Here is a 26,270-nt window from a genome sequence, read left to right on the forward strand (position 1 = left end):
TAACCGACAGCACGGTGCAAAAACTCTGCGGTCTTTGCGAAACCCTTTGCGCCCTTTACGTTTAAAAAAACATTACCAAAACGCTACTAAATCACCCGTTACGTTTTCCACTACGTAATGTTTGCCGTACTTTTTGTCGCCGGGTTTGAACGCCGTTTGGGGCTTTTTCCACGGATAACTCGTGTTCGAATAAACATTAAGTCCCTGCTCCGTAACATCATCATCAGGATAAATGCGAACGGTGGCGTTTTTTAATCCCATTAACCGAATACATCGCTTCATGTGTTTTACGCCCGATGTCATTTCCTGACAAGAGATAATACCGTCGGCTTGATCAATAAAAATCCGGCTTTCCCGGTGCCAGGCTTTCGGCATGGAATAAACGGAGTAACCGTTCGCCAATTCCGTTTCGTAGCCCGTCAGAATGGGCGCTCCCTGAGGTAATTTGAACCGGTGCGTAATGGTTGTGTTGGGACAATAACCGGAAAAGAAAAAGCCATTGCTGCCTCGCGAAATGGTCAGGACAGGATTCTTCACAGACGGGTTTCGTTTATCAATTCGGTAATCCAGACCAAACTGATTGAGTACATAACGCATCAAAAGTGGCCCGGTAAATAGTTGTTCTGGGTCATCGGGCGTCAAGAGTTTGCCTCCGGTAAACTTGCTCGAATTCGTGCCGCGTACATACGCTACTTTGCCACCTTTCCACTCTGGTTTTTCACGCACCCAAACCACGTCTCGCTCGTTCTGCCCCTGACTCATTCTCGCCAGTACTTTCGTTCCAGCATCAGTCTTGCTCTGTACTTGCGTCGCAATACCACCACCTGAAAAGAGTGCATTGTGGATAATCTTGTCCGGGTATTTTTTCGTCAGTTCATCAAGCGTTATGCTTGAATTTACCTGGAACTCGCCGTCAATTGCCTTCGTATTCTGAAGGTTTAGCAGATTCAGGAAGTCCGTTCCGGCATGATCGGCGGGGCCGTAGATGAGGAGTTTGCCACCGTTCTGGACAAAATCAATCAGCGTTTTTTCGAGCGACGACCCCGCTTCCGGCACGATAGACACCAGAATCGACTCATTGAAGTAAGCCGGTTTCGAGGCTAAAACTTTCTGGAGCGAACCGGTCGATGTGATCGTGTTCAAAGGAAAGCCGTTGTTAATAGCCTGACGGATAAGCCAGTCACCGTAATAGATTTCGGGTAATCGACCCGATTGCTTGTAAGCCCAGCTGTGGTATTCATCAAAGGGATATACCCAGACGAGCGGCCCCGGCGCAGTTGGCGCATCGTAGCGGGCTTTCAGAATATGAGGTGTCACTTCATCGGGTACCTGCGCTGGCATTTCGCCATAGGAGTTGTCGGCCGTCAGAAAATTCAGGTGCGTTGGTAGTTTGATTTCACCCTTCGCGTTGATACGTGCCACCGACATTGGTAGGTAAATGTCGTGTGGTTCCTGCCCGTACCGGTCCAGCCACGGACTGTTGACCCACCACGGATCGTGCGTGTAATAGCGAAACAGGTAGCGTTCGTCGGGTAACTCCGCCATACGTGACATATAGCCCACCATTTCCAGTCCAAAATCACCATCCAGAGCCGCCCAGGGCGAATTGGGGGGAGGAAGCATGTTGTAATGGCCGCTATAAATCTGCTTTAAATCAACGCCATCTCTGGCTAAATCGGCCCCCGTTGATAGGTTTGTACCCCGCGTTTGAATCTGAAAATTGGGACATTCTTTGCGAAACAGATTCCAGAATCCGGCGATCAGGGCCTTTGTATTGGCTAACTTTTCGGGCGCAAATGCCTTGCCGTTGAAGATAGCCCCAGTCGACGACCAGCCTTCGACTCCGAAGCCAAATCCATTGCTGAGCCAGATGAAATCGTAACCTAAATCGCTCAGGAAATGCTGGCTCTGCCGTCCCAGAAACGTACCAAAGGGTGTATCAGCTGGAATACCTTTTGGAAAGCCAGCATAGGCGTCCGTATCCGCATTCAGGGTCGAATAGCAACTGACCATAGTCTTGTGCCCCATGGCATTACCACCGAGAATTTCAGGATGTTTTTTGTACTTGAAGTCCGATTTGGCAAACTCGGGCCCTGGATCAAACGTAGCGCCAATCATAACCGGTTTGCCCGTAATGCGCTTTCCGGTTTCTTTCAGGGTTTGAATGATGAATTTCAGATCGCCGTAGCTAAAGGCCGGCGGATTTTCCATGTACAGGTACGCCCGTTCGTGAAGCGACAATTCTTTTGGTCCCGAACCCACTTCGTGTTCTGTGTTTGGATTGCCGATGTAGCGTGCCCATTCCAGCGGTTGATCCAGCTTGCCTTTGTAATCCAGAATCTCCGACCCATCCGATGTCCAGAGCATCACCGAGACCGTATCGGTATGTCGCAACAGGGACGACCATTGAGTAAATAACTCCGTAGCCACCTGCTGGATGTACGCCTTGTCGTTTTTCTTGAACGGCTTTAGTGATGCCTCCAGTGTGATGTTATTGAACGACTTACCCCGCAGCGTCGAGTTGTCCAGATTAGGGGTGTCAACCGTAGTCGTGAAGCCCAGAATGACGATACTTAATAAGCAGAGGGAAGTTAGGATTTGAGTACGCATGGGTTTGGGGAAGTTAGGTTTTGTCGGGAGTTTACCTCACCCCCAGCCCCTCTCCTAAAACAGGAGAGGGGTGACTACCGGCAATTTGCCCCTCTCCTTATTTCAAGGAGAGGGGTTGGGGTGAGGTGAACTATACAATAATCAATACCCCGGATTCTGCTTCAGAGCCGGGTTTAGGTCAATTTCGGCCTGCGGAATTGGGAATATCAGTTCGAAATCCTGCACTGAAAAATTAAGTTTCTGACTGGCATAGTGGGCATTCAATACCGTTTGCGCCCGCCCGGTTCGGATTAAATCGAACCAACGATGACCTTCGTATAGAAGTTCTACCCGCCGTTCGCGTTCAAGGGCCAGTCGCAAGTCGGCTTGTGAGAGGGCAGACAAAGCGGATAGTTTAGCTCGTTGACGTATCTGATTGATGTAAGGCAGCGCATCCGTGGTTTTACCTTGTTCATTCAACACTTCAGCATACATGAGTAATACGTCGGCGAAGCGCAGAATGGTGAACGAAACACTGCCATCGCCGGGGTCAACGGCTTTAAAATCGACGAACTTCAGCCCGTAACGGCTATATGATTTCTTGCCACCAATCAGCAAAACCGAATCACTAACCGAGATCGTTTTTCGGGCGTCGCCGGTTTCATAGGCTTTGGTTAAATCCAGTGTTGGCACAATGCGGCCGGCTCCCTGCGAATTGTTGGGGAAGATGGCCATGCTGGTGATGGCAGGTGTGAACAACGACGAGTAATTGTTGCCCAGCGTTTGCCCCGACAGGTAATCGACTTCCAGAATCGTCTCGGCCAGATTTGTATTGCCGTTGGTTGACAGCGTTTTATAATCGGCTACTAACGAATACTGCCTGGAGTCGATCACTTCTTTTAGTTTCGTGGCTGCCAGATCGTAGTTCAGTTGAGTCAGATAAACCTTGCCCAATAAGGCTTTCACTGTCATCTGCGAAGCTCGGGTTTTGTCGCTCGTAAGCGTGGCGGGTAAGAGTGTTTCGGCACTAGTCAAATCGGCCAGGATTTGCTTGTAAACCTCTTCCTTAGGCTTCAGCGTTAAATCCGCTGCTGCTACCTGAGCCGGGCTCGTGAACGTCTGAGTTGCGATGGGCACATTGCCAAACAGACGTACCAGATAGAAATAACTAGACGCCCGTAAAAACTGCGCTTCACCCTTAATTCGATTCTTGGCTGTCTGATCAAAATTGACTGCATCAATCCGGTTCAGAATATTGCTGGACTGCGAGATGGTATACAAACAGGTGCTCCAGACCGCTCTTGTAAAGGCGTTCGTAGCTGTGACCCCATTCTGATCCAGCTGCATTTCATCGGCAGAGGGCGACGACCACTGAATTTCGGTATTATCAGTGGTCAGCTCGGCCAGATAGATCAGATTGCTGCTACTATATAGCCCCCGAAATGTGCTGTATACGCCAACCAAAGCCGTTTCAAAATCATTCTGATTCTGATAAAAACTCTGATCGCTGATTTGGTAAGCGGGTTTCAGGTTCAGGAAATCCTGACAGGAAGTTAAAGTGGCCGTTAAGAAAAGTATGGCTAATAATTTCTTTTTCATGAGAGTTAAAGGGGAGTTAATCAATGAGTTGATTTTTACCCCACCCCCAGCCCCTCCCCTGGTTTCAGGGGAGGGGAGCAGTTTCGACCATTTCCAAGTACTCTTAGTTTGAGATAGAAAAGCCGCCCTGACTTTGTTAGCCCCTCCCCTTATTTCAAGGGGAGGGGTTGGGGAGGGGTAAAATGCATTTACTTAAAAGGTCACACGCAGCCCAAGCGTATAGGTCCGTGGGTTCGGGTACGAGAAAAAGTCAACGCCACTTTTAGCCAGGTTATCACCCCCAGTACTGCCTTCTGGGTCATAGCCAGGGTACTTGGTGAAGGTGTACAGGTTCGTTACATCGGCGTAGAGCGAAAGGGCCTGAAGTTTCAGTTTACTAACCACGGTGGTTGGGAAGGTGTAGGACAAATTGACGTCCCGAATGCGGGTGAACGAACCGTCGAACAAATACTTGGTTGTTCCGGCGCTGAAGCCAAACGCATAGTCGTTCCGAATTGCCCGACCATACAGTCCGTCTCCCGGACTAGCCGGCGATATCCAACGATTGGCAACCGACGCTAACTGGTTCTGAACACCTGCATCGTTTAGGTTCACTTCGCCACCCTGGAAATAAATCTGATTCCCATAGGTCCCATTCAGGCTGACGCTCAACGCGAAGTTCTTGTAGCTGAATCGATTGCCTAATCCCCAGGTAAATTTTGGCCAGGGGCTGCCAACGATGGTTTTGTCTGACGTATTGATTGTGCCGTTGCCATCTACGTCCTGATATTTATAGTCGCCGGGTTGTACTCGAGGATTTTGTAGCGGGCTTTTACTGACTTCTTCCTGCGTCTGGAAAATACCCAGAATGTTGAGCAATCGGAAGCTGGAAATTGGCGAGCCTACTTGAGCTACCTGATAATCGGACGTGACAATTCGGGCCGCATCAGAGTTGAGTGACAATACCTTATTCCGGTTCCAGCTGATGTTAAAATCAGTATTCCATTGGAAAGGGCCTTTGCCGATGTTTTGTGAGTTAATTGTCAGTTCAAGCCCTTTATTTTCAACCTCGCCAATATTCTGAACCGAGCTACCAAAGCCGGAAGCCGACGGTAGCGTTACGTTCAGCAACAGGTTTTTCTTATAGGCCTGATAGGCATCGACCGTAAACGACAACCGATTCTGGAACAGAGATAAATCCATACCCACATTGCTCTGTACCGACTGTTCCCAGGTTAGTTGATCGTTGGCTAAACTGGTCGGTACGATACCCGATACAATCTGTCCGTTCGATACGGTACGAGCGACACCCAATAAACCCTGCGTAGCATAGTTTGGAATCAGGTTATTCCCTGAAACACCAAAACTGGCTCTGATTTTCAGGTCGCTGATAAAACTAGCCGATTTCATGAACGGCTCATCCGATAAACGATAAGCGGCTGACAGCGATGGAAACGTACCCCAGCGATTCTTTGCCCCGAAGCGCGAACTGCCATCCTGCCGAATGGTAGCGGTCAGAAGATATTTACCTGCATAGGTGTAATTTACCCGTGCCAGCCAGGACATGATTGCCCATTCGCTGATGTAATTCGTGCCGGTCGAAACCGTACCTGCGGCCAGAAAAGGCACGTAATCAGTCGAGAAACCGGTCGCCCCTGCCTGCAAAACTTCGTCCGAATTCTTCTGGATAGTATAACCTGCCAAGGCATCGAGGTCGTGCTTACCGCCAAACTTATGCCGGTAATTGATCGTGTTTTCATTCAGCCAGTTCAGGCTTTTTATCTCAGTCGAGCCCGCCGTTGCTGCTCCAGTCCGGCTGGTCGCCAAACCAACCTTCGATGATTTCCACAAGCGTGTTACGTTGTTGGAATAATTCACGCCAACAGAAGTCTTTAAAATCAGGCCCGGAGCCAGTTCAAATTGCAGGTAGTTGTTGGTGAATACGTTGGTATTGTTACGTTTATCCGAAAATTCAGCGGCAATCACTAATGGATTTTCGACCGGAATACCCGTTGGACTGGAGAATTCGGAATAAGGTGTGCCATCGGGATTAGTCACCGGAATCGTTGGATCGCTGGCGAGTGCGGCCGAGATTAAACCCCGGTATTGCAGGTGCCCTTCGGCACGAGCGAAATTACCGTAGGAATGTGCACCAGAAAACGAGGCCCCAATTTTCAGCTTAGGGGTAAGCTGTGCATCGATGTTGGTACGAAGCGTAAATTTGTTGAAGTCTGACCCAATGATGATGCCCGTCTGGTTGAAATACCCACCTGATACGTAGTAGCTTACATCTTTACTAGTCCCGCTGGCCGATAGTTGATAATTGTGCACCATGCCCTTTCGGAAGATGACATCCTGCCAATCGGTACCGTACCCTTGGTCGGCAAATTGAGATGGGTTGCGAAATTCAGGTTTAACCTGAGTCGCCGTACTACGAACGCTATTGGGATCAGAGGCATTGCCACCCGCAAACACCCAGGCATTATCGCGCCCTTCGGCCACAAATTCGGCATACTGACGGGGTGTCAGGAGCTTCATTTTTCTAGCTAACTCCTGCATACCACTAGAGTGTTCGAAACTGATGGTTGGCTTACCCAACTTACCGCGTTTAGTAGTAATAATAATAACCCCATTCGATCCCCGCGACCCATAAATGGCCGTTGCCGACGCATCTTTCAGTACCTGAATCGACTCAATATCAGCGGGATTGATGATACTCAATGGATTGATCCGGTTCGTCGAACTACTGCTGGCAATGCCACTGGCCGAGTAAGAATTGGAGGCAAACGTACTCAGGTCGGAGCCGCCACCGCCCGTACCAATAGCGTATCCATCGACTACGTACAAAGGCGAGTTACCGCCCGTAATAGAGCTAATCCCCCGAACAATAACATTGACGTTGCCGCCCGGTGCACCTGAGGTCTGGGTAATCTGCACACCCGCTACTTTACCCTGCATCATCTGGTCGACACTAGTAGCTGAGGGAACGGGTACCAGATCTTTGCTGGTCAGGTTGACAATCGAACCCGTCAGATCTTTTTTGCGCTGGGTACCGTAACCAATAACTACCACATCCTGCAATTGCTGCTGGTCGGTTTTTAGCGAGACGTTTAGGATAGATCGTTTGTTGACGGACAGTTCCTGGGGAGCGTACCCAATAAAACTAACTACCAGCGTTGCAGTAGGCGCTACGTTCAGTTTGAAGCTTCCGTTCACATCCGTCGTGGTGCCATTCGTAGTTCCTTTCTCCGTAACGGTGGCACCTACCAGCGCTTCTTCGTCTTCTTCAGCTGTGATTTTACCACTTACCAACACCTTAGTCGATTGAGCGGATACGACATGAACGACTGTCAACACGCTCAGCATACTCCCAATGACAAGGAGCCGCAAGCGATGGAATAAAAAATGATTCATGGTTAATTATTTAAGGTTTAAGTAGTTATGTGTTATAGGTCTCCCCCCTCTCCCAGAACGGGAGAGGGGCTAATCCCCAAATGGTGGCGTTTACCCGTTAATGATGACGGATTCGATCTTTAGGTAGTCTGCAATCTTCTGGATCGTTTCGGCATGGTGGCCAACGCCCAGAGCAAAATGGTGAGTTGGGCCTTCTTTGATCCAGCGTTTCAGGAACGTTCGGACATCGGGTTTGAAAAAGCCGCGTGTGTTCGTATTGCCCGTCGGAGGAATGGGCCCCGCAATCGACTCACCTTCGGCAATGATGAATTTCATTTTGCCTTCGTAGGTCGAACTGATGCTCAGCATGGTAATGGGGCCTTCCTTGATTTTGAACTCGACACCTGCTCCAAAACCCGGTTTGCCGTGGTATTTTTTCAGGCTGCGCAATACGGGCTGACCTTCAGCAATCGCAATGTTGTGCGGGCCGTCGTGTCCAACCAGGACAAAATCTTCCTTGAAATCGACCGGGTGAAACTCGGCGAAACTACCCCCAATGCCCAGGCGTTCCATGATGAGCATGGCAATACAGGTTTTCAAATCTGACTCGCCACACATAGGAAAACCGGCACCCTGAAGCAGCGAATTGCCCACAATCAGGTTCGACATAACGACCCGCGTGTCGCTGCCTTCTGGACCGTCGTAGTAATAGGCCAGACCGTCCAGTTTTTTCGCTTTGATGAAATTTTCCAGTGCTACAGCCGCCTGAGCTGCAATGTGCAGATCGGAGTCGCGTAGCTTTTCGGAGATGGGGTCGGAGACTGGGTCGGGCGTATCGAAAAATGCCAGAATGCGCTCTTTGACAGCATCGATTTCGGCCTCGGTTGCCTGATGATATTGAGTAACGATTTCGTGCGCTTCACACTGAACGATGTGCGCACCGAAATGAGCGGTTAGCATTGTAGAGTCTGAATGCATATCGAGCATGGCCTCGATTGGGTGACCGATATGCCCAATTTTAGCCGTCTTCAGATCATGCAGAACGGCGGCAATCCGGCAATATTCGCTGATTTCTGCATCGGCAGCTGGATCGTCGTACAACGTACCGATGATCATCTGGGGCACTTTTTTACCCATCCGAACGGCTACCCCGGCAAACTCCGGCAAGGCACAGATGTCATCGTTGTACAATTGCAGATAAGTTGATGCCTGACTATAATTCATGGCCTTATCAGGTTGAAGCGCCACGAGGACAATGGGTATGTCGATGCTTTTGATAATGACACCGAACGTACTTGATGTAGCATAGGTGAGCATGTCGCAGAAAATCAGATCCAGGTTAGCCGCGTTGAGTTTCGGGACAAGCTCATAGGCTTTCGTTACATCGTCGACGAGGCCAAAATCAACGATCTCTACGGCGTGTTGCGATTCGATTTTCTCGATGAAAACGGCTTGTTTTTGCAGTAAATCGTCTAGTAAGCCATCGAATTGTCCCCAGTATTTGAAATAGCCTACCCCAAAGACCCCGATTCTGGCACGTGTCGGTTTTCGTTTTACGAATCCAGCCTGACTGGCCTCTGCTACTCCATTATGTGATAGGTTCTGCATATAAATTAGAGTTGGTGTCTTTGATTGATTTGGTTAGTGCACTAAGTTAAAAATAAGCAAATGTTGGCACTCTGTTTTCTCGCCTAGTTAATTGATTTGACCTAATAAACCGCCGAATTACCCTGTATCAGCCCACCGCTTTAGCGGTGGGCTGATACAGAATTGGCTCCATCCCATTAACCGTTGAATGGGAACCCACAGCTAAAGCAGTGGGCTGATAGGTTTCGAGTAGGCCCTTATTTACGTCAAATCAATTAGCCAGGTGCATTACAAAATGACAGAATCCATGGCATCTATAGAATCCTGTTTCGCTCCCAAAGACAATGCTTTTATCTTGGGAATCAATGTGATAAGTAAGATGAAGGCCAATGGATAAAGTAAGCCAGAGGCAATCCAGAGCGGTGTGTACGAATACCGCTGAATGACCACACCCATAAGCGGATTGAGCAATAAGCTTGAAATAGCCCCGGCTGTTCCAGATAGCCCAACGATGGTTGAGGTTGCCTTTTGTCCAAACATATCCGAGATGGATGTGATGTAGTTGGTGATCCAGAAGCCATGTGCAAACATGAAGACGGCCATTAGTGCAACGGCAACGTCTACCGTCGACACCCAGGAAATAGCAGGGGCCGAGAGTGTCAGCAAGGCCGCAATACCCATCACTGTTTTCCGCGCTTTATTGACCGAATACTGATGGGCAATCAACTGCCCCGAAAACCAGCCACCCAATATATTGGCGATTCCAAGTGCGAGAAAGGGTATCCAGAACAACTTGCCAATTTCTTCAAAGGACACATTACGTACCGAACTGAGGTATTTTGGAATCCAGAACATCATGAAGTAGAACACCGGATCGAGCAGAAAGCGAATGATGATAAATACCCAGGTTGGCCGTTTTTTGAGCAATTCCAGAAATGAAACCGTTTCAGTAGCGTCAGATTGTGGTTGAACAACAGTCGCCATGTTTTCTTTCTTCCAGGGCGTTAGTGACCAGACAATTACCCAGGCAATACCAATGAGGCCAGGGATCAGGAAGCCACCACGCCAGCCGTAATTGCTAGATAACCAAATGGTTAGAGGAGGGGCAACCACTGCCCCAATGGCCGAGCCACCAATCGCAATTCCATTTGCCAGTGCTCGTTCTTCCTTATCAAACCACCGGTAAACCGTCCAGGCTGCTCCCGGAAAACAGCCGCCTTCGCCCATACCCAGGAAGAACCGAAAGGTCAGCAATTGCGAAAAGGTAGTCATTACCGCATGCAGGCTGTTGGCAATTGACCAGAGCCCCACCGAAATGGCTAGACCAAGTTTACCGCCTACCCGGTCAATCAGCCATCCCCCAAGGGTGAACATCAGGGCATAGCTAATCAGGAAGCTGGTGTTGATCATACCATATTGCACATCAGTGATATGGAACTCCTGCTGAATCTTGATAATAGCAATCGATAGTACCTGCCGATCTAGAAAACTTAGGCCTGTGGCAATAAAGAGAAGGAAAACAATCAGCCAGCGGAGAGTTTTGTTCATGCTACTTAACGCACTAAGTTAGGATGTACAAAGATATAAGTACAGGAATGGAAAAGTCAATAGATATGGTATTTTTTTTCAATCAAATAGAAATAATTTCACAGGCTAAAACGAACTTCAGCCATGAACCTGCCCTTGACTTACGATGAAATTTACCATTATAGCCTGACGCATCCTGAGGAATTCTGGGCTGAGCAGGCTCGCCAGATTCCCTGGTTCAACGCACCAGAGCAGATTCTGTCGACCGATGCCGCCGGGTTGACCCGCTGGTTTGCTGGTGGGCGATTAAATACCTGCTATGCCGCCCTTGACTACCAGGTCGAAACGGGTCGGGCCGATCAGCCGGCACTTATCTACGACTCGCCAGTCACCCAAACAATTCGTCAGTTCACGTATCGCGAACTACGTGATGAGGTGGCGCAACTGGCCGGTGCTTTGCAGACATTGGGCGTTGGCAAGGGAGATACCGTGGTAATTTACATGCCGATGATTCCTGAAACGGCATTCGCAATGCTGGCCTGCGCCCGATTAGGGGCGGTTCATTCGGTTGTATTTGGCGGGTTTGCTCCTCGCGAATTGGCCATCCGCATCGATGATACCCAACCGAAAATAGTGTTGTCGGCTTCCTGCGGTATTGAATTTACTACGGTTATTCCTTACAAACCCCTGCTGGACGACGCCCTGCAACAAGCAACGCATCAGCCTGATCATTGCCTGATCTACCAGCGACCGCAGTGCCATGCTGACCTAAAGTCAGGTCGCGATCATGACTGGCAAGATTTGGTTAGTGAAGCACAATCCGTTGATTGTGTTGAAGTTGATGCCACCGATCCGCTCTATATTCTCTATACGTCCGGTACAACAGGTAAGCCGAAGGGGATCGTGCGGGATAACGGCGGACATGCTGTAGCACTCCATTACAGCATGCGTACGATTTATAATTTGCAACCGGGACAGGTCATGTTCACTGCATCTGATTTTGGTTGGGCGGTTGGGCATAGCTATTCCGTTTATGGCCCCCTGTTGCGCGGCTGTACGTCGATTATTCTGGAGGGAAAACCCGTTCGCACGCCCAACGCTGGGACATTCTGGCGGATAGTACAGACGTATCGGGTTAACGTATTGTTTACGGCACCCACCTCATTTCGGGCCATCAAAAAAGAAGATCCCAATGCTCAATTCAGTCGACAATACGATTTGTCGACTTTACAGGCTGTGTTCGTGGCAGGCGAGCGATGCGATCCACCAACGCTCAACTGGTTGCAGGAAATTGTGAAAGTACCTGTCATCGACCACTGGTGGCAAACCGAATCGGGCTGGCCAATGGTAGCCAATTCGATGGGTATTGAACCGCTTCCCATTAAACCTGGATCGGCCACCAAACCTGTTTGTGGATACGATTTGCAGATTCTGGACGAAGATGGCCAGCGGCTTGGTCCTAACGAAATGGGTCTGGTTTGCCTGAAACTTCCCTTGCCGCCGGGTTGCCTGCCCTCGCTCTGGAACGATGACGAACGGTTCCGGGCGTCGTATCTAAGTCGCTTCCCCGGCTACTACCTTTCTGGCGATGGCGGTTATGTCGATGAGGATGGCTATGTATTCATTATGGGACGTGTCGACGATGTAATTAACGTAGCGGGTCATCGACTTTCGACTGGCGAAATGGAAGAGCTGGTAAGTAGCCACCCTGCTGTAGCTGAATGCGCCGTCGTTGGTATTGCCTGCCCTTTGCGCGGTCAGCGGCCAGTCGGATTTGTCGTGCTGAAAGATGGCGTTCTAACCGACGAAGCCACCCTCGAAACTGAGCTGGTTGCCCTGATCCGAAATCGTATTGGCGCAGTCGCTTATTTCAAAAATGCACTGTTAGTGAAGCGCTTACCGAAAACCCGTTCTGGAAAAATCCTACGAAAAATTCTTCGGCAAATTGCCGATGGAGAAACCTATGCCGTACCCGCCACCATTGATGATCCCTTGATTCTGGACGAAATTCGTCAGATACTAATCAACAGAACGATTGGTCAGGCGTTTGAGGATTCCTCAGCAAGTCGCTGATAATTACTGATGGCGAATCGATTAGTGCTGAATAGCCTGAATCTGTTTCTTCAATTGTAGGGCCATCGCATTATGACTATCGATTCGCAGGCTTTTTTCTACGTATTTATTGGCCGCAGCGGCATTCGCAAATTTGAGATAACCCGCAGCCAACTGATTACTCAAATTTACGTTGGTGGTATCCTTATTATATTGACTTTTGATGGCAACTAACTGACCAACAAATGATTGTAGTTCGTTCAGGCTAAATTGAGTTGTGTTGTGAGCAGACGCGTATTGAAGATAAATCTGAGCTTCTTCGGGCCTGTCCAGTTTAAGTAACGTAATGAATAACGGCTGAGCCCTTTCGAAACTATTCTCCAATCGGAACGCCTTTTTCAGGTACGTGATCGCATTCTCGCTTTCATTTAGTGTTAAACTAAGTTTAGCGGCCTGGTCGTACAAAGCCGTGTTATACGGATATTCCAGCAATTGGGCTTCGGTTACCTGTAGCGCTTTGGCGAGATTCTTCTGTGTCAGATAATAACTCACCAACCGATTCATGGCATCAGGCCATGCTATTTGCTTGACGACCATTGCCCCCGCCAATTGTTCTTCTTCGGTTTTAGGCCGTTTTTCCTCGGGCGGCATGGGCACATTGAATGGCCAACCTTCCTTTAGAATCATCATTTCGTAGACACCTTTGAGTGAATCGACAGCCGTTATAGGCATACGTTGTCGCAACTCAGCGAACGATAATTCATGCGCACGATCATCAGGAAGGAGCCGACTTTTTTTCAGGGCTTCATAAAACGCATCGGAGAGGAGAGCGTAGCCAAACAGGTTTGGATGGACGTGTTCCAATAGGGTTTCCTGTCCCAAAATGCCGTGAGGAGAATGAGTTTCAAAGGTACGTTTTGTGTCAACCAACGTAACACCTGGGTAGCTGGTCGCTGCCTCCTGAATGAGTTGGTTCATCGTTTCTGGTGCCCGAAATCGCAACATATCCAGCTCTTTAGCCCGCACGTATTCTTTTTTGGCGTCGCTGAAATTGCCTTTCGCATAGGCCTGATTGGCTAGCTGATACTGAGCCTGCGCTGACGTTGCTCCGTTGCCCGGACTACTGATGAATGGCTTGAGATCTTTCTCATTACTAACCAGATTGCTAATGAAAACCGGAATGTGCTGCTCACTCAACTGCCGACAAAGATCATTCAGATTCGTCTTGAATTGATCGATGCCTGCCTGATACGTTGCTGAACCATACGTAATCTGTTGGTCTGCCGCCATTCGTTTCATGAGATTTTCGCGCAGATCGATTTTTTGACCGGAAACAACTTTTCGAATCCCGTTTATCGTATTGCTGAGCAACTGTACCAGTCGATATTCCCGGAGTTTGATTAATAATCGAAGCAGCGTAGGATTATGAGCAAGTCCACTTGTCGAACCAATGCCCAAAGCTCCGTAATACTCATTATGGCCCGTGTAAACCAATACAGCATCAGGCTTGTAATCAGTTAGTTGTTTGGCAAAATCAGCGACGGTGTACGTGTTAACGGCTGTCAGTGCCAGGTTAATGATCTCAAATTCCTTATTCGGAAAAGTGTGTATCAGCCGGTACTGCAACCAGCGATGAAAGGAACCATTGTGCATGTACGGATAGCCAATCGTTGTTGATTCACCCAGCACAAAAATTCGGAACGTACCATAGGCTTTTTGTTTTTGAAATGGCTCGAAGTTGCCAATCGTAGCATTCTCGGTTTCCGAAAAGTACTTCTCCGACGTGTACTGATTCATGACCAGAAAGCCCTTTTGTTTCGGGTCTTCCACAAAAAGGCGCAAATCGTGGCCATAACCGAATAGCCTGAGCAGACCTTCTATAACTGCCAGTAGCACAAAAGGAAACAGTAACGCCATTCCTTTAAATAACAGCAGGCGCTTTTTACTAATGGGCTTTTGCTGGACAATTGGTGGAGGGGGCGTTACTGTTTTTTTCATAAAATAAATAACCGCTGAAGTAATGAAGCTAGCTTTCTTATGGTCTGATAATGGTGCCGTCCATTTTACGTACCTGCCAGTTAGACTTGGTCGTAATGGGATATTTAGCCGCTTCTTTTTCGTTAATATCAACGCCCAAACCCGGCACTTCATTGACCGACATATAGCCTTTGTTCATTGTCGGGCAACCACTGAACACCTCTTTGGTTTTGTCTGAAAACTGCACCGCTTCCTGAATGCCGAAGTTCCACACGGCCAGGTCGATGTGCGCATGCGCTGCGTGACCTACGGGTGATACGTCGCCTGGCCCGTGCCAGGCCGTGCGAATATTGAACCACTCGCCCAGTCGGGCTACTTTCATGGCTGGCGTAATGCCGCCAATTTGCGAGACGTGTATCCGAATAAAATCGAACCATTGGTTAACCATTGGCTCCTTGAATTCATTAATGTTGTTGAACAGTTCACCCATCGCGATAGGTACCGACGTAGCCTGTCGGAGTTGCGCGAACCACTTCATGTTCTCGGGCGAGAAAGGATCTTCGATGAAGAAAGGCCGATACTCTTCCACCCGCTTGATCATGTTGATCGCGTCGATGGGTTGCACACGTTCGTGAATATCATGCAAGAGTTCAATTTCTTCCCCGCACTCTTTCCGAACGATTTCAAACATTTTAGGGACCGATTTCAAATATAGCCGCTCATTCATATAATTGTCGGTTTCGCCCCCAAAACCGGCCACTTTGAAGTCGGGTTTATCGGCAGTAGCCCCCACAGCTCCATAGCCGCCCTGCTGAATGCGAATGTATTTGAACCCATCGGCCATTAGTTTCTTAACGCTGTCGGCGGCTGCTTCTGGGGTGTTGCCGCCTGCGTGTGTGTAGCAGGGAATGGCAAAACGGGCTTTCCCGCCCAATAGCTGGTAAACCGGCATGTTGGCCCGTTTGCCTTTGATGTCCCACAACGCCTGATCCAGTCCGCTCAGCGCATTATTGAGTACAGGGCCATTGCGCCAGTACGAACTAACGTAGGTCGACTGCCACATATCTTCAATATTGTCAACGTCCTTACCGACACAAAACTCATTCAGATACGTATTGATGGCTACAATCACAGTGGCCGCCCGTTGGGTAAACGTAGCGCAGCCTAAGCCATAGAGACCCGGCTCGGTGGTTTCAACTTTGACAACAATAAGGTTGGAACCTTGGGGGGCCGTAGCAATGGCTTTCACGCTTTTGATCTTGACGGGTGCCGTTCCGACGGCATAGCTGGGCTTCCCCTGTTGTTCACGAGCTTCGGCTGTAGACAGGCCACCAAACAGGTTTAAAAGCCCGGCCGATGAGCCCATACCTAACATTTTTAGCGTGCTACGGCGGTTATGATCGAGTTGCTTTTCGTGAGGTTCACGGTTTGTATTCATGAATTGAGCGTTGAAGGATTAGAAATTTAGATTAGCCACTGTTTCCTGTTTGAAGCCTCCTAGTTATGTGAACTACTATCTACCAACCTATTAAACATGGAATAGGCGACGTCAAACAGGAAACAGGGATGGGTCAGGGCAGCGCAAATGCGAAGTAAGATCCGCCTGGCTTATGGCCATTTTTTACGCCCCCGACCGCAATGGCAATGTATTGTTTCCCATTAACCTGGTAGGTAATCGGTGTCGCGAAACCGCCCGCCGGGAGCTGATATTCCCAGACAACCTTGCCCGTTTTTCGGTCGAAAGCCCGGATTCGTTCATCGTAAGTGGCCGCTATGAAGACTAGTCCACCTGCTGTAACAATGGGACCGCCGTAGTTTTCGGTACCAGTTTTCGGAATTCCTTTTTTTGTCAATTCGGGAAACTCTCCCAGTGGAACTTTCCACAGGTATTCGCCCGTGTTCAAGTTAATGGCATTGAGCGTACCCCAGGGCGGTTTTACGGCCGGATAACCATCTGGGTCCAGAAGTTTTGTATAGCCGTTGTTGATATAAGGAGGTATATATGGAAAAACGGGCTTCTCTGCCACCGCTTCGGGAGCCGAAGCATTATGATGATCGTCTGTTTCAGTAGCCTTGGTTTCGGTATTGAGCAAAAACCGAATAAGGGTGCTGCGATCCTGATCAGAAATATGTTCGAATGAAGGCATCCGTCCCCGCCCGGTTTTTAGAACGGCTTGTATATCCTGACCGGTTAGTCGTTTCCCAATATCGACCAGACTGGGATAGGTCTGACCACTCCCTTTTCGGTCGGCACCGTGGCAGGCGGCACAATTTGTCTGATAGAGTGATTTCCCTTTGGAGGCCAGTTCCGCCGTTCGTTCTGCCATATTTAACATCTTTACATCCCAGACCATTTCGTTTGAATTCTGATATAGAATGCCGTCTGGATCGGCTGCGTTACCACCCCATTCTGCACCACCGCCGATTCCAAAAAATAGTGTCCCTTCCAGACTTGGCGGCATAAACTTATTACCAGCGCGTGTTTTCAAGAATCGCTCTTTCACAAAGGCGTGCGCTTCGGGTGTGCGATCAGTGATGTCTGCTTCGGTGAATACCTGACGGGCAAAGGGATCAGGTTTTAACGGAACCCGCTGTTTAGGCCAGGGCTGTTCGCCCGGAAGACCCGTTGTTGGAACGGCCCGCTCTTCGACCGGGAAGAGAGAAGTCCCTGTATCGCGGTCAAGCACATACACCAGGCCATCTTTCGTGGACTGCGCCACCGCATCGACTAGTTTGCCGTTGTGCTTCACGGTAACCAGATTGGGTTGACAGGGTAGGTCACGGTCCCAGAGATCGTGATGGACGGTTTGATAATACCATTTCAGTTTGCCCGTTTCGGCATTCAGGGCGAGAATACAATCGGAATATAGATTTTGACCAGCCCGACTTCCGCCATAGAAATCAACCGCTGGCGAACCGGTACCCAAGTAGACCATACCTCGTTTTTCATCAAGCACCATACCTGCCCAGTTGTTGGCTCCACCTATTTTCTGGTAGGCATCTTTGGGCCAGGTTTCGTAGCCTGCCTCACCAGGTTGTGGAATGGTGTGGAATATCCAGCGCATCTTGCCGGTACGCACATCGAAGGCGCGGACATGGCCCGGTGCTGCATCCCCATATTCGGAGACCGTACAGCCCATGACCAGCAAATCTTTATGGATAACGCCCGGACTGGTTACGGTAACAGATACCTTTTTGATATCATAGTTCGGGTCATTTAATAGACCTTCCCGTAAGTCTACTTCGCCATTTTTACCAAATTGCGTGACCGGCTCACCCGTCAGCGCATTGATGGCGAAGAGGGTTGGGCCAGCCGTAAACAGAATCCGTTTGTCCGATCCGCCATTGTCTTCTTCCCAATACATGACGCCCCGATTTGGATTAAAACGAGCGGTTTTGTCTTTATAAGGGTCGAATACCCAGAGTTGTTCGCCTGTATTGGCCTTTACCGCAAACAGCTTCAACTTAGGTGTCGTGCCGTACAAAATGCCGTTGACAACAATGGGTTGGCATTGAATTTCGGGTTGACGCCCCGTTTCCCCATCGACCTTCGCTGCGTTGTACGTCCAAGCTACCTGAAGATTTTTAACGTTGCCGAGGTTGATTTGCGTAAGAGGAGAATACCGATTCCCGGCTTTATTCCCACCGTAATGAACCCAGTCTGTATTTCCCGTAGGGTCGGTATGTATGTCGGATTGATTCGGATACATGGCAGCCAGCAATAACCACAATGAGCCAATTGATCCGAGATAAATAATATTTTTCATGAAACAAGAAATGACATGTAAGTGGTTCTATTTGAGGAGATTTGTCATCCCGACAAAGGAGGGATCTCTAGTTGCCTGACGCTTGAGATCCCTCCTTTGTCGGGATGACAAAAACACTTGGTTTATGGTCAGAGCTTGTCAATCCTTGCCCAATTTTTAGTACTCTTGACAAAACCTGATCATTCCTTCCTATTTAGCGTAATAGTCGTACTGGATTTTCCAGGTGAATTCCTTGCCGGGTTCGGCTTTTATCTGGATGTAAGGTTCCGGGCAAACCGCGACCGGCATTGACCAATAAGCGAGTTGCACAATGGGTTGATCGCAGGTGATGCGCACACCAGCGCCTGTTTTTTTGTTTTCAATTCGTATGTCGTAGTCTTTGGCGGTGTCGCCGAAGCCGGTCAGGTAGCAATGCGTGGTTTCACCTTTGCTAAGTTCCTTGAGATAGGTGAGTTGATTCGTACGTATCTCAAACAGCGTTCCCATGCCTCGGAGTGTTCCTTTGGTTTGTAAAGCAAACGGAAACGTTACCGAAAAATCGGGACCAGTTGGCTGCTTGTCAATTACATAAAAATTGTGATCATAAACCGTCGTTTCGATGGGTTTGGCCCCCGTATTCGTCAACGAATGCTCCAGTACCAGCGTCGGTTTTCTGGGTAATAGCCGAACCGTTTTTCGGTATCGGTAGGAATAACCCGCAGCATCGATTAACTCGTGGGTAAACTCAATAGCGTCTTTCCCCTTTTTGACGCTCCATTTCCCCAGCTTAACCGTTTCATAGGGCGTACTAAAACGGTAGGGTTCATCAGCCGATTTTCGGAGTGAGCCCACTCCAATCTTCAGGAAATCTTCGCCCGGTTTAGCGGTTTCATAGCCAATAGGTGTAAACTCTTCGACCGGGCCGCTAATGGCATCGTGTAGTTTCGGATCGTATTTCTCGAACCACTGCCCGAAATAGCTATGTCCTTTATAATCAAGGCTAGCGAAAACACCCGACCAATCGAAACGTACTCCCTGATAATAACCCTGTGTCGGATCGGGCAAGTACAGTTTCGCCTGAATGATCCCGTTTGAGATATCCGCCTGCGGGAACGGTGCCAAAACAACGGCGCTGGTTAGGCTAAATAGTACGCCGAGAATAACGAGTGTCTGCTTCATGAGTGGGAGTTGTTTTACTGATTTCCCCTCACCCCCGGCCCCTCTCCCAAAACAGGAGAGGGGAGCAACTATTGCCAGGTCCTCACCCCTCTCCTGTTTTGGGAGAGGGGCCGGGGGTGAGGGGTCAATCGCATCAATATCCCGGATTTTGCTTCATATTGGCATTCGCCGTGATCTCATTGATCGGAATGGGCTGGGCATAATCGGTTGCCGGGTCAAACTGGATAGTACCGCCCCGGATTTTTTGATAGTAAGCGGCTTCTGCAGGGCCAATTTTCCATCGGCAAACGTCGGCCCACCAGTTAAATTCTCCGAAAAACTCCGCCCATCGCTCATACCTGAGTGGGTTACTTTTCAAGCCATCATCCGGCGCTTTAGTCGCATCGGTTAGGCTTTTATAGTCAACTGCCGAGGGGGAATCAACGGGAAGCCCATAGGCACGTCGATGCACTTTGTTAATGTATTCAAGTGCCGTTGCATTATCGCCCGTATGGGTCAGGGTTTCGGCATAAAGCAGGTATATATCGGCCAATCGTAGCCAGAGTATATTCGAGCCGTTGGCCCGGTTTACCTCTAATTCCGTACCCGCCAGATTGATGTATTTTCGGAAACTCCAGGCTTCCATATCAATCTCAGTGACGTCTAAGTAATGAGAAATTGGCTTTTTCACACCCGCCACAACCATCGAATCGACATACGGCTGAAAACAGGCTACCCATAGCCGGGGGTCAACCGTTTTATTGGCCCGTGCCGCAACCGATTTGGTGATATACGACTTGTCAACATTCGCAATATTGGCGCTTGTTGTACCCGTAGGGAAGTAATGTCCCAGATTGAAGCCAAATCGAGCAATGTTTTTGGCGTGAGGAAACACGTTCGACCATGCTGACGCAATGGGTGTGCCTGTGTCGCCGACGTAGGAAGGAGCAAGCAAAGTGCCCATCATAGATCCCATCGATAAATCGACGCCACCATAGGTCAAATCGACATTCAGATTAAGTTCGACTACTGATTCTGAGTTGAACTCGTTCTGTCCATTGAACATGGTTTTGTAAATGTCGAACGAAACCAGCGACTTGCCACTGCCGGTAATTACGCTGCTTAGATACGTTTTTGCATTCGTCCAATCCTCGGTGAAAACGTAAACTTTCCCCAAGAATCCTTTCACACCCCAGCCTGTAACTTTGTGTTTATCGGTAGCTGCCGTCCAGGTTTGGGTTCCCAGTAATGTTTCGGCTGCTTTTAAATCGCTAATAATAAAATCCCAGTTCTGCTTTACGGTGGAGCGAGCTATCTGAGTAGCAGCCAGGTTGTCGGCAACGGTTGTCACAATGGGTACGCCCATCTTATCGCCACCGGCACCACCTACGATAAAGCTTTCCCCCCAAAACGTAGTCAGGTAATAATAATACCAGGCCCGAAGGTAAAGCGCCTGCCCTTTAATGAGGTTAATGGCGACTAAATCCGTAGCCGAAGCATTTTTGCTAACCCGATCAACGCCAGCCAGTAAGGTATTACTACGTTGAACCCCCCGCCATAAATCCGGCCAGATTTGTAATAAAAAAGCGTCGCTGGGTAAGGCATTGTTCTGACCCATCTGAATCCAGTTGGGCGATCCCTGCCAGCTCAAATCGGTCGTGTGATCCCATAAATACGTACTATAAGGCCCCATTGCCCGGCCGAAAATACCGGTTGCATGTTGCGTACCATATACGCCCGTAAGGAGCTGCTCAAGATCAGCTACAGTGGCAGGATAATTGGCCGTCGAAATAGCCGTTGGATTATCAACATTGACGAAACTGTCTTTGCAGGAGGCCAGGCCTACCAGTAAGGCAAACAGCGATAATTTGAAGAATATGTTCATGATCGGAATAGCGTTGGAAGTTAAAAACTCATGTTGATGCCCATCGAAAGAAGCCGGGTGCGTGGATAGGAATTGATGGTGTCAATTCCCCGGGCAGTTGTCCCGTTTACGCCCAACACTTCCGGATCTAGCCCACTGTATTTAGTGAATGTAAGCAGGTTCTGTGCCTGAACATACACTTTCAGATTCGAGATTTTCAGGGACTTCGTGAGTGTATTGGGAATGGTATAGCCAATCTGTAAATTCCTCAGCTTCAGGTATGAACCATCCTCTACGAAATAGTCCGAAATACGACCATAGTTGGCATTCGGGTCACGCGAAAAAACACCCGTTGAACTTGTGGCACCCACCCGAGGCTGATTCGTGAGCCCATTGCCGTTGAAGAATGAAGAGTTGAAAATATCCTTCGTCGTGTTATAATCGCCATAAAAATACTCTCTGTAGTATTTAGTCCCGTTATACACATCGACTCCCTGAACTCCCTGAAACAGAGCAGTTAACTCAAGACCTTTCCAGCCCAGATTTAGTGTAAATCCATACGTCATTTTGGGCCAGGGATTGCCAATAAACGTTTTATCAGCTAGCGTAATTCGACCATCTCCATTGGTATCATGAAAGCGCAAATCACCGGCAGCTGTGCCTGCATTCTGATAATAAACACTGGTTGAGCCAGCCGCTTGTTGGGCTTTCTCATTTAAAGCAGCTACTTCGGCAGCCGATTGGAAGATCCCGTCTACTTTATAGCCATAAAACTGGCTCAGTGGGTGTCCAACTTCAGTACGTGCCGCGTTTCCGTCAAGATCAAGAGCGGCAGATCCATCGGTAATTGGATTATTGTTCGTACCATCCAGCTGTTTAACCAAATTTCGGTTGAACGATGTATTGGCTGTAATACCGTAGGTGAATGCGCCTTTTTTGCCGCGGTAATCTACTGCCAGTTCAATCCCTTTGTTACTCATCTGGCCAATATTGGTGTAGACGAATGAAGGACCAAAACCAGCCGATAAGGCTACGGGAACCTGATAAATCATACCCTGAGTCTGCCGGTTGTACCAGTCAACAGTGATGTTCAGCGCGTTTTTCAACAAACCAATATCCAATCCTATATCTGTTTGAAGGACAGATTCCCACTTAATATTCTGGTTGGCCAACTGAGCCGTAAGCGCATACCCTTTGGCACGACTACCATCGGCGAGTCCCTGGCTATTTGTACCGTTATTGCCACCGTATGAAGGCAGATAGGTATACTGAGGAATGTTACTGGTGCTACCCAATTTTCCGTAGCTGGCACGGAGCTTCAGGTTCGTTACGTAAGAGAGATTATCTCGAATAAAGGCTTCTTCATTCAGTTTCCAGCCCACTGAGGCCGATGGGAACACCCCAAATTTGTTCGTCGGACCAAAGCGGTCAGATCCATCCCGACGAATCGTACCCGTCAGCAGGTACTTGCCTGCGTAGGTGTAGTTGATCCGTCCAAATTGAGAAAGAATCCGGGTTTGTGGCAACTCACCACCACTCGTCACGTAGCTGCTTGGGTTGGTCGATAAGCCCAGATTATACGTTACATACGGAAACCCCTGCGCTGATCCGATTAGCGAACTTAGGTTCGATTTGTAGGCTTCGTACCCGGCTAATGCTTTAAATTCATGCTGGCCAACTGTTTTCGCGTAAGTCAATACAAAGTTGGCCGTTAGGTTGACCTGATTATCAATTTCCCGGGTCAGGGCTGCAACGTGATTGGTAACGATGCCATAATCATAGCCTTCATTGAATTTGTAATTCTTCGTGCCATAGATTGACGCTCCAACGGTTGATCGGAAATTCAGTCCCGGAATGATTTCCCAATCGGCATAAACATTCCCCTCCAACGCGTAGGTTTGGTTCAACTGGTGATTCATGTATTCCTGGCCTACCAGGTTCGGTCCACCAAAGTAGTTGCCTGTTTTAGCCCAGCCGCCGTAGATATTTGTTGGGTCATACACTGGAACCACCGGAGCTGACCGGAACGGGAACGTAGTACTTACCGTCGGATTGGTGCTGGTCATCCAGGCGTAGAGCGTTTCGCCTACTTTGATCTTTTTGTTTACCTTAAAATCAGCGTTGGAACGAAGTCCGTAGCGCTCAAAATAGTTGTCGATAAGTGTACCGCCTTCCTTCTGATAATTGGCCGAGAGGTAATAATTACTTTTGGCCGAAGCACCCGATAAGGAGAGCGAATAACTCTGCTCTATACCCTGGGTAAATAAATCGTTCACCCAATCATTGTCAGGCAATTTAGTTGGATCACCCCAGCTGTTCGTTGCCACACCAAAGGCGGTTTTAGCAGTATAATAGTCGGCCGTATTCAGGAGTTTATACAGATGGAGGGGCTCCCTGACGCCATAGTATGCATTAAAATTGATGCTTATTTTGTCCATAGTAGCCCCTCGTTTGGTCGTTACCAGAACGACCCCACCAGCGGCTTGAGCGCCATAAATTGCCGCAGCACTGGCATCTTTCAGAATTTCGATGGATTCGACATCCTGCAGGTTGAAGTTATTGCCCGATGCCATCCGGATACCGTCAACAATGTATAGCGGAGCCATACCGCCAATGGACCCAACTCCCCGAATAACAATATCAGAACTTGCGCCGGGTGAGCCGTCATTACGCGTCACCTGAACACCTGCTGCACGGCCCTGTAGCGCTTCGTTGATACTTCGAACGGGCAAACTCTTTACCTCTTCGGCTTTTACCGAGGAAATAGATCCTGTCAGATCCGATCGTTTTTGGGTGCCATAACCGACAACAACTACTTCGTTAAGGTTCTTGGTGTCGACAGCTAAACTGACATTCACGGATGTTTGATTGCCTACCGTAACTTCTTTAGATTGATAACCCACAAAGCTGAAAACCAATACGTCGTCGCCAGTAAGCAAAGTCATTCGAAACTGGCCATTCGCATCGGTTGTCGTACCTCGATTGGTGCCTTTAACCACAATACTTACACCGGGGAGCGGGTTGCTGGCTTCGTCGGAAACAGTTCCTGACAGATTCCGATCGGTGGAGGCTGCATCGTTATTGTAAGGTATTTCAATGATTGGTGGTGGAGGCTCCTGATTCAGAATGATCTGCCGCCCTTTTACCTGATAGGTGAGTTGGTGAGCCCTCAATAAATTATCGAGGACGTCGACTAAGGGTTGATTCGTCGCGCTGAGCGATACACGGTCGTTCAATTGGACAAGCGTTGACCGGTACGCAAAGCGTACATCGGCCTGACGTCCCAACTGATTCAACACAGTTTTTAAAGTCAGGTTATCAGCACGGAGCGTAACGCGCTGATCCATGACTTTCTGTGCTTCAACCGGGCGGGCCGCTGCCAGCCCGGCTATTATAGCCGCCAGTAGTAACTGATAGACAGTAAATTTCATAAGGCTGCGCAACAGGCTAAGCGGTTGTCGAAGTTCTTTCATACTTTTACTTGTTTTTTGACTGTTTGGATTTAGAAATGGACAAAAAACCCCCTGCCTCATCCTAGATGAGGGTATCGAACAAGGGTGTGAGTGAAGTCAGTGATGCCGGAATCATCACTGACTTTTTTTGTAAAAAAGTGGCTTACTTCTTCATAGGCGATTTGTAAAAGGGTGGGTTTAGGAATTAGGTAATGCGTTACTTACAGCCTTTGCTATTGATAACAATCTGACCATCAAGCACCTCATACGAAGCTCCAATAGTCTCGCAGATTATATCAAGTCGCTCAAGCAGGTTTTCATTCAGAAAGGTGAGATTGACCAGACAAGCCGACAAATCACCCTCATTGTAAATAAGCTTTACTCCATACGTTTGCTCAACTGTCGCAAATACCTTAGCAACAGGCGTGTCTTCAAACACCTGTTCATGACTGACCGATTCGGGTATCAAAGCGGTGGGTTTCTCAACTAACGCTTTCTGTAAACGCCCATCGTTCAGGTTATAGGTCATTTGTTGGTTAGGAGTCAGAATGATTCCCTCTATTCGCCGTAGGCCTGACTTCTGTGCTTTTTCAAAATCCTGCTTCGTATATACCGATACCCGTCCGGTACGTACGGTCACGGTTACCGCCTTTTCTTCTTCAAAAGCCCGAACAAGAAAGCTGGTCCCCAGAACTTTAGTTACCGTCTGATTGGCATAGATCAGGAACGGTTTGGCTGGATTTCTGACCACATCGAAAAATGCTTCTCCATTCAGGTAAACGGTTCGACTAGTCTTGGAGAACTGTTTCGGGTAACTCAAGCGACTCTTTGGTCGTAGCGTAATAAGGCTACCGTCACCGAGCAGAACATTCATAGTATGATTGCTCGTATTGACCTTTTCCTGAAGCGGAATTGGGGCTGTCTTCGTAAGATGAGCGTATGAGTCTGGGATTGCCTTTGGAAAAAGTGTGCTGCTATAGAACCAGATTCCCAGACCAACCACGATACTAATGGAAGCTGCCGCCACCCAGCGCCACCAGGATGGTTGTTGCAGCGGTATGACTGGAGGTTCTACTTCTGCATCCCGACGTTCGGCGGCCAGTTGCATGAGTCGGTTGAGTTCACTGGTAAACCGGGCATCGGTTGCGTCGTCTCTATAGTGCTCATTTAAAGCGCGAACAAGCTCCTGGGCTTGTCGGACTATATCTGCTCGGTCGGGATTTTGTGTTAGCCATTGCTCCCAGAAAGTAGTTGCCTGGGGAGACGTTCCACTTGTCCACTGGCGAAATGACTCGTCGAATAGGAAATCTTCGGCGTTGTAAGTCCTGTAGTTCATGTTGGAGCAAA

The 26,270-nt window shown here is 48.8% G+C and carries 13 protein-coding genes; 1 reads left to right on the forward strand and 12 read right to left on the reverse strand.

Features of this window, described 5'->3' with window-relative positions; translation table 11 throughout:
- Nucleotides 1-72: 72 nt before the first annotated feature.
- From GO755_RS18320 to GO755_RS18340, 5 genes are all read right to left on the reverse strand, one after another.
- Nucleotides 73-2,610 carry a hypothetical protein gene (locus tag GO755_RS18320; RefSeq protein WP_157586664.1) on the reverse strand — a complete coding sequence of 846 codons (2,538 nt, stop codon included), beginning with the start codon at nt 2,608-2,610 and terminating at the stop codon, nt 73-75.
- A 141-nt stretch (nt 2,611-2,751) separates the two neighbouring features.
- A complete protein-coding gene (locus tag GO755_RS18325; protein ID WP_157586665.1) occupies nt 2,752-4,188 on the reverse strand; it encodes a RagB/SusD family nutrient uptake outer membrane protein in 1,437 nt (478 codons plus the stop codon).
- Between the two features lie 192 nt (nt 4,189-4,380).
- Nucleotides 4,381-7,581 (reverse strand): SusC/RagA family TonB-linked outer membrane protein, encoded by a 3,201-nt coding sequence (locus GO755_RS18330; RefSeq protein ID WP_157586666.1) that lies wholly within the window; start codon nt 7,579-7,581, stop codon nt 4,381-4,383.
- 90 nt (nt 7,582-7,671) lie between these two features.
- Nucleotides 7,672-9,168 (reverse strand): L-fucose/L-arabinose isomerase family protein, encoded by a 1,497-nt coding sequence (locus GO755_RS18335; protein WP_157586667.1) that lies wholly within the window; start codon nt 9,166-9,168, stop codon nt 7,672-7,674.
- A 267-nt stretch (nt 9,169-9,435) separates the two neighbouring features.
- The gene (locus tag GO755_RS18340; RefSeq protein WP_157586668.1) at nt 9,436-10,695 is read right to left on the reverse strand and encodes an MFS transporter; all 1,260 of its coding nucleotides are present in this window, start codon (nt 10,693-10,695) and stop codon (nt 9,436-9,438) included.
- Between the two features lie 123 nt (nt 10,696-10,818).
- Here GO755_RS18340 and GO755_RS18345 point away from each other — a divergent pair, with 123 nt between their 5' ends.
- Nucleotides 10,819-12,747: a propionyl-CoA synthetase gene (locus GO755_RS18345; RefSeq protein ID WP_157586669.1), complete on the forward strand. Its 1,929-nt coding sequence runs from the start codon at nt 10,819-10,821 to the stop codon at nt 12,745-12,747.
- Between the two features lie 21 nt (nt 12,748-12,768).
- Here GO755_RS18345 and GO755_RS18350 read toward each other — a convergent pair whose 3' ends face one another.
- From GO755_RS18350 to GO755_RS18380, 7 genes are all read right to left on the reverse strand, one after another.
- Nucleotides 12,769-14,724, reverse strand: a complete 1,956-nt coding sequence (locus GO755_RS18350; protein ID WP_227686993.1) for an SGNH/GDSL hydrolase family protein — start codon at nt 14,722-14,724, stop codon at nt 12,769-12,771.
- Between the two features lie 37 nt (nt 14,725-14,761).
- A complete protein-coding gene (locus tag GO755_RS18355; RefSeq protein WP_157586866.1) occupies nt 14,762-16,078 on the reverse strand; it encodes an enolase C-terminal domain-like protein in 1,317 nt (438 codons plus the stop codon).
- Between the two features lie 196 nt (nt 16,079-16,274).
- Nucleotides 16,275-18,413: an outer membrane protein assembly factor BamB family protein gene (locus GO755_RS18360; protein WP_227687001.1), complete on the reverse strand. Its 2,139-nt coding sequence runs from the start codon at nt 18,411-18,413 to the stop codon at nt 16,275-16,277.
- Nucleotides 18,414-18,659: 246 nt separating this feature from the next.
- Complete coding sequence (locus GO755_RS18365; RefSeq protein WP_157586673.1) at nt 18,660-19,628, reverse strand: hypothetical protein; 969 nt, start codon at nt 19,626-19,628, stop codon at nt 18,660-18,662.
- Nucleotides 19,629-19,761: 133 nt separating this feature from the next.
- A complete protein-coding gene (locus tag GO755_RS18370) occupies nt 19,762-21,492 on the reverse strand; it encodes a RagB/SusD family nutrient uptake outer membrane protein (protein WP_157586675.1) in 1,731 nt (576 codons plus the stop codon).
- Between the two features lie 20 nt (nt 21,493-21,512).
- Nucleotides 21,513-24,944, reverse strand: a complete 3,432-nt coding sequence (locus tag GO755_RS18375; protein WP_198174864.1) for a TonB-dependent receptor — start codon at nt 24,942-24,944, stop codon at nt 21,513-21,515.
- A gap of 196 nt (nt 24,945-25,140) precedes the next feature.
- On the reverse strand, nt 25,141-26,259 hold the full coding sequence (locus GO755_RS18380; protein ID WP_157586678.1) for a FecR family protein: 1,119 nt from the start codon (nt 26,257-26,259) through the stop codon (nt 25,141-25,143).
- Between the last annotated feature and the right edge of the window lie 11 nt (nt 26,260-26,270).

Origin of the sequence: Spirosoma arboris (genome assembly GCF_009754945.1) — a bacterium.
Taxonomy (GTDB): Bacteria; Bacteroidota; Bacteroidia; order Cytophagales; family Spirosomataceae; genus Spirosoma; species Spirosoma arboris.

Excerpts from the sequence above, each read along its gene's own strand:
- GO755_RS18320 (WP_157586664.1), bottom strand. The coding sequence starts at position 2,610 with ATGCGTACTCAAATCCTAACTTCCCTCTGCTTATTAAGTATCGTCATT.
- GO755_RS18325 (WP_157586665.1), bottom strand. The coding sequence starts at position 4,188 with ATGAAAAAGAAATTATTAGCCATACTTTTCTTAACGGCCACTTTAACT.
- GO755_RS18330 (WP_157586666.1), bottom strand. The coding sequence starts at position 7,581 with ATGAATCATTTTTTATTCCATCGCTTGCGGCTCCTTGTCATTGGGAGT.
- GO755_RS18335 (WP_157586667.1), bottom strand. The coding sequence starts at position 9,168 with ATGCAGAACCTATCACATAATGGAGTAGCAGAGGCCAGTCAGGCTGGA.
- GO755_RS18340 (WP_157586668.1), bottom strand. The coding sequence starts at position 10,695 with ATGAACAAAACTCTCCGCTGGCTGATTGTTTTCCTTCTCTTTATTGCC.
- GO755_RS18345 (WP_157586669.1), top strand. The coding sequence starts at position 10,819 with ATGAACCTGCCCTTGACTTACGATGAAATTTACCATTATAGCCTGACG.
- GO755_RS18350 (WP_227686993.1), bottom strand. The coding sequence starts at position 14,724 with ATGAAAAAAACAGTAACGCCCCCTCCACCAATTGTCCAGCAAAAGCCC.
- GO755_RS18355 (WP_157586866.1), bottom strand. The coding sequence starts at position 16,078 with ATGTTAGGTATGGGCTCATCGGCCGGGCTTTTAAACCTGTTTGGTGGC.
- GO755_RS18360 (WP_227687001.1), bottom strand. The coding sequence starts at position 18,413 with ATGTATCCGAATCAATCCGACATACATACCGACCCTACGGGAAATACA.
- GO755_RS18365 (WP_157586673.1), bottom strand. The coding sequence starts at position 19,628 with ATGAAGCAGACACTCGTTATTCTCGGCGTACTATTTAGCCTAACCAGC.
- GO755_RS18370 (WP_157586675.1), bottom strand. The coding sequence starts at position 21,492 with ATGAACATATTCTTCAAATTATCGCTGTTTGCCTTACTGGTAGGCCTG.
- GO755_RS18375 (WP_198174864.1), bottom strand. The coding sequence starts at position 24,944 with ATGAAAGAACTTCGACAACCGCTTAGCCTGTTGCGCAGCCTTATGAAA.
- GO755_RS18380 (WP_157586678.1), bottom strand. The coding sequence starts at position 26,259 with ATGAACTACAGGACTTACAACGCCGAAGATTTCCTATTCGACGAGTCA.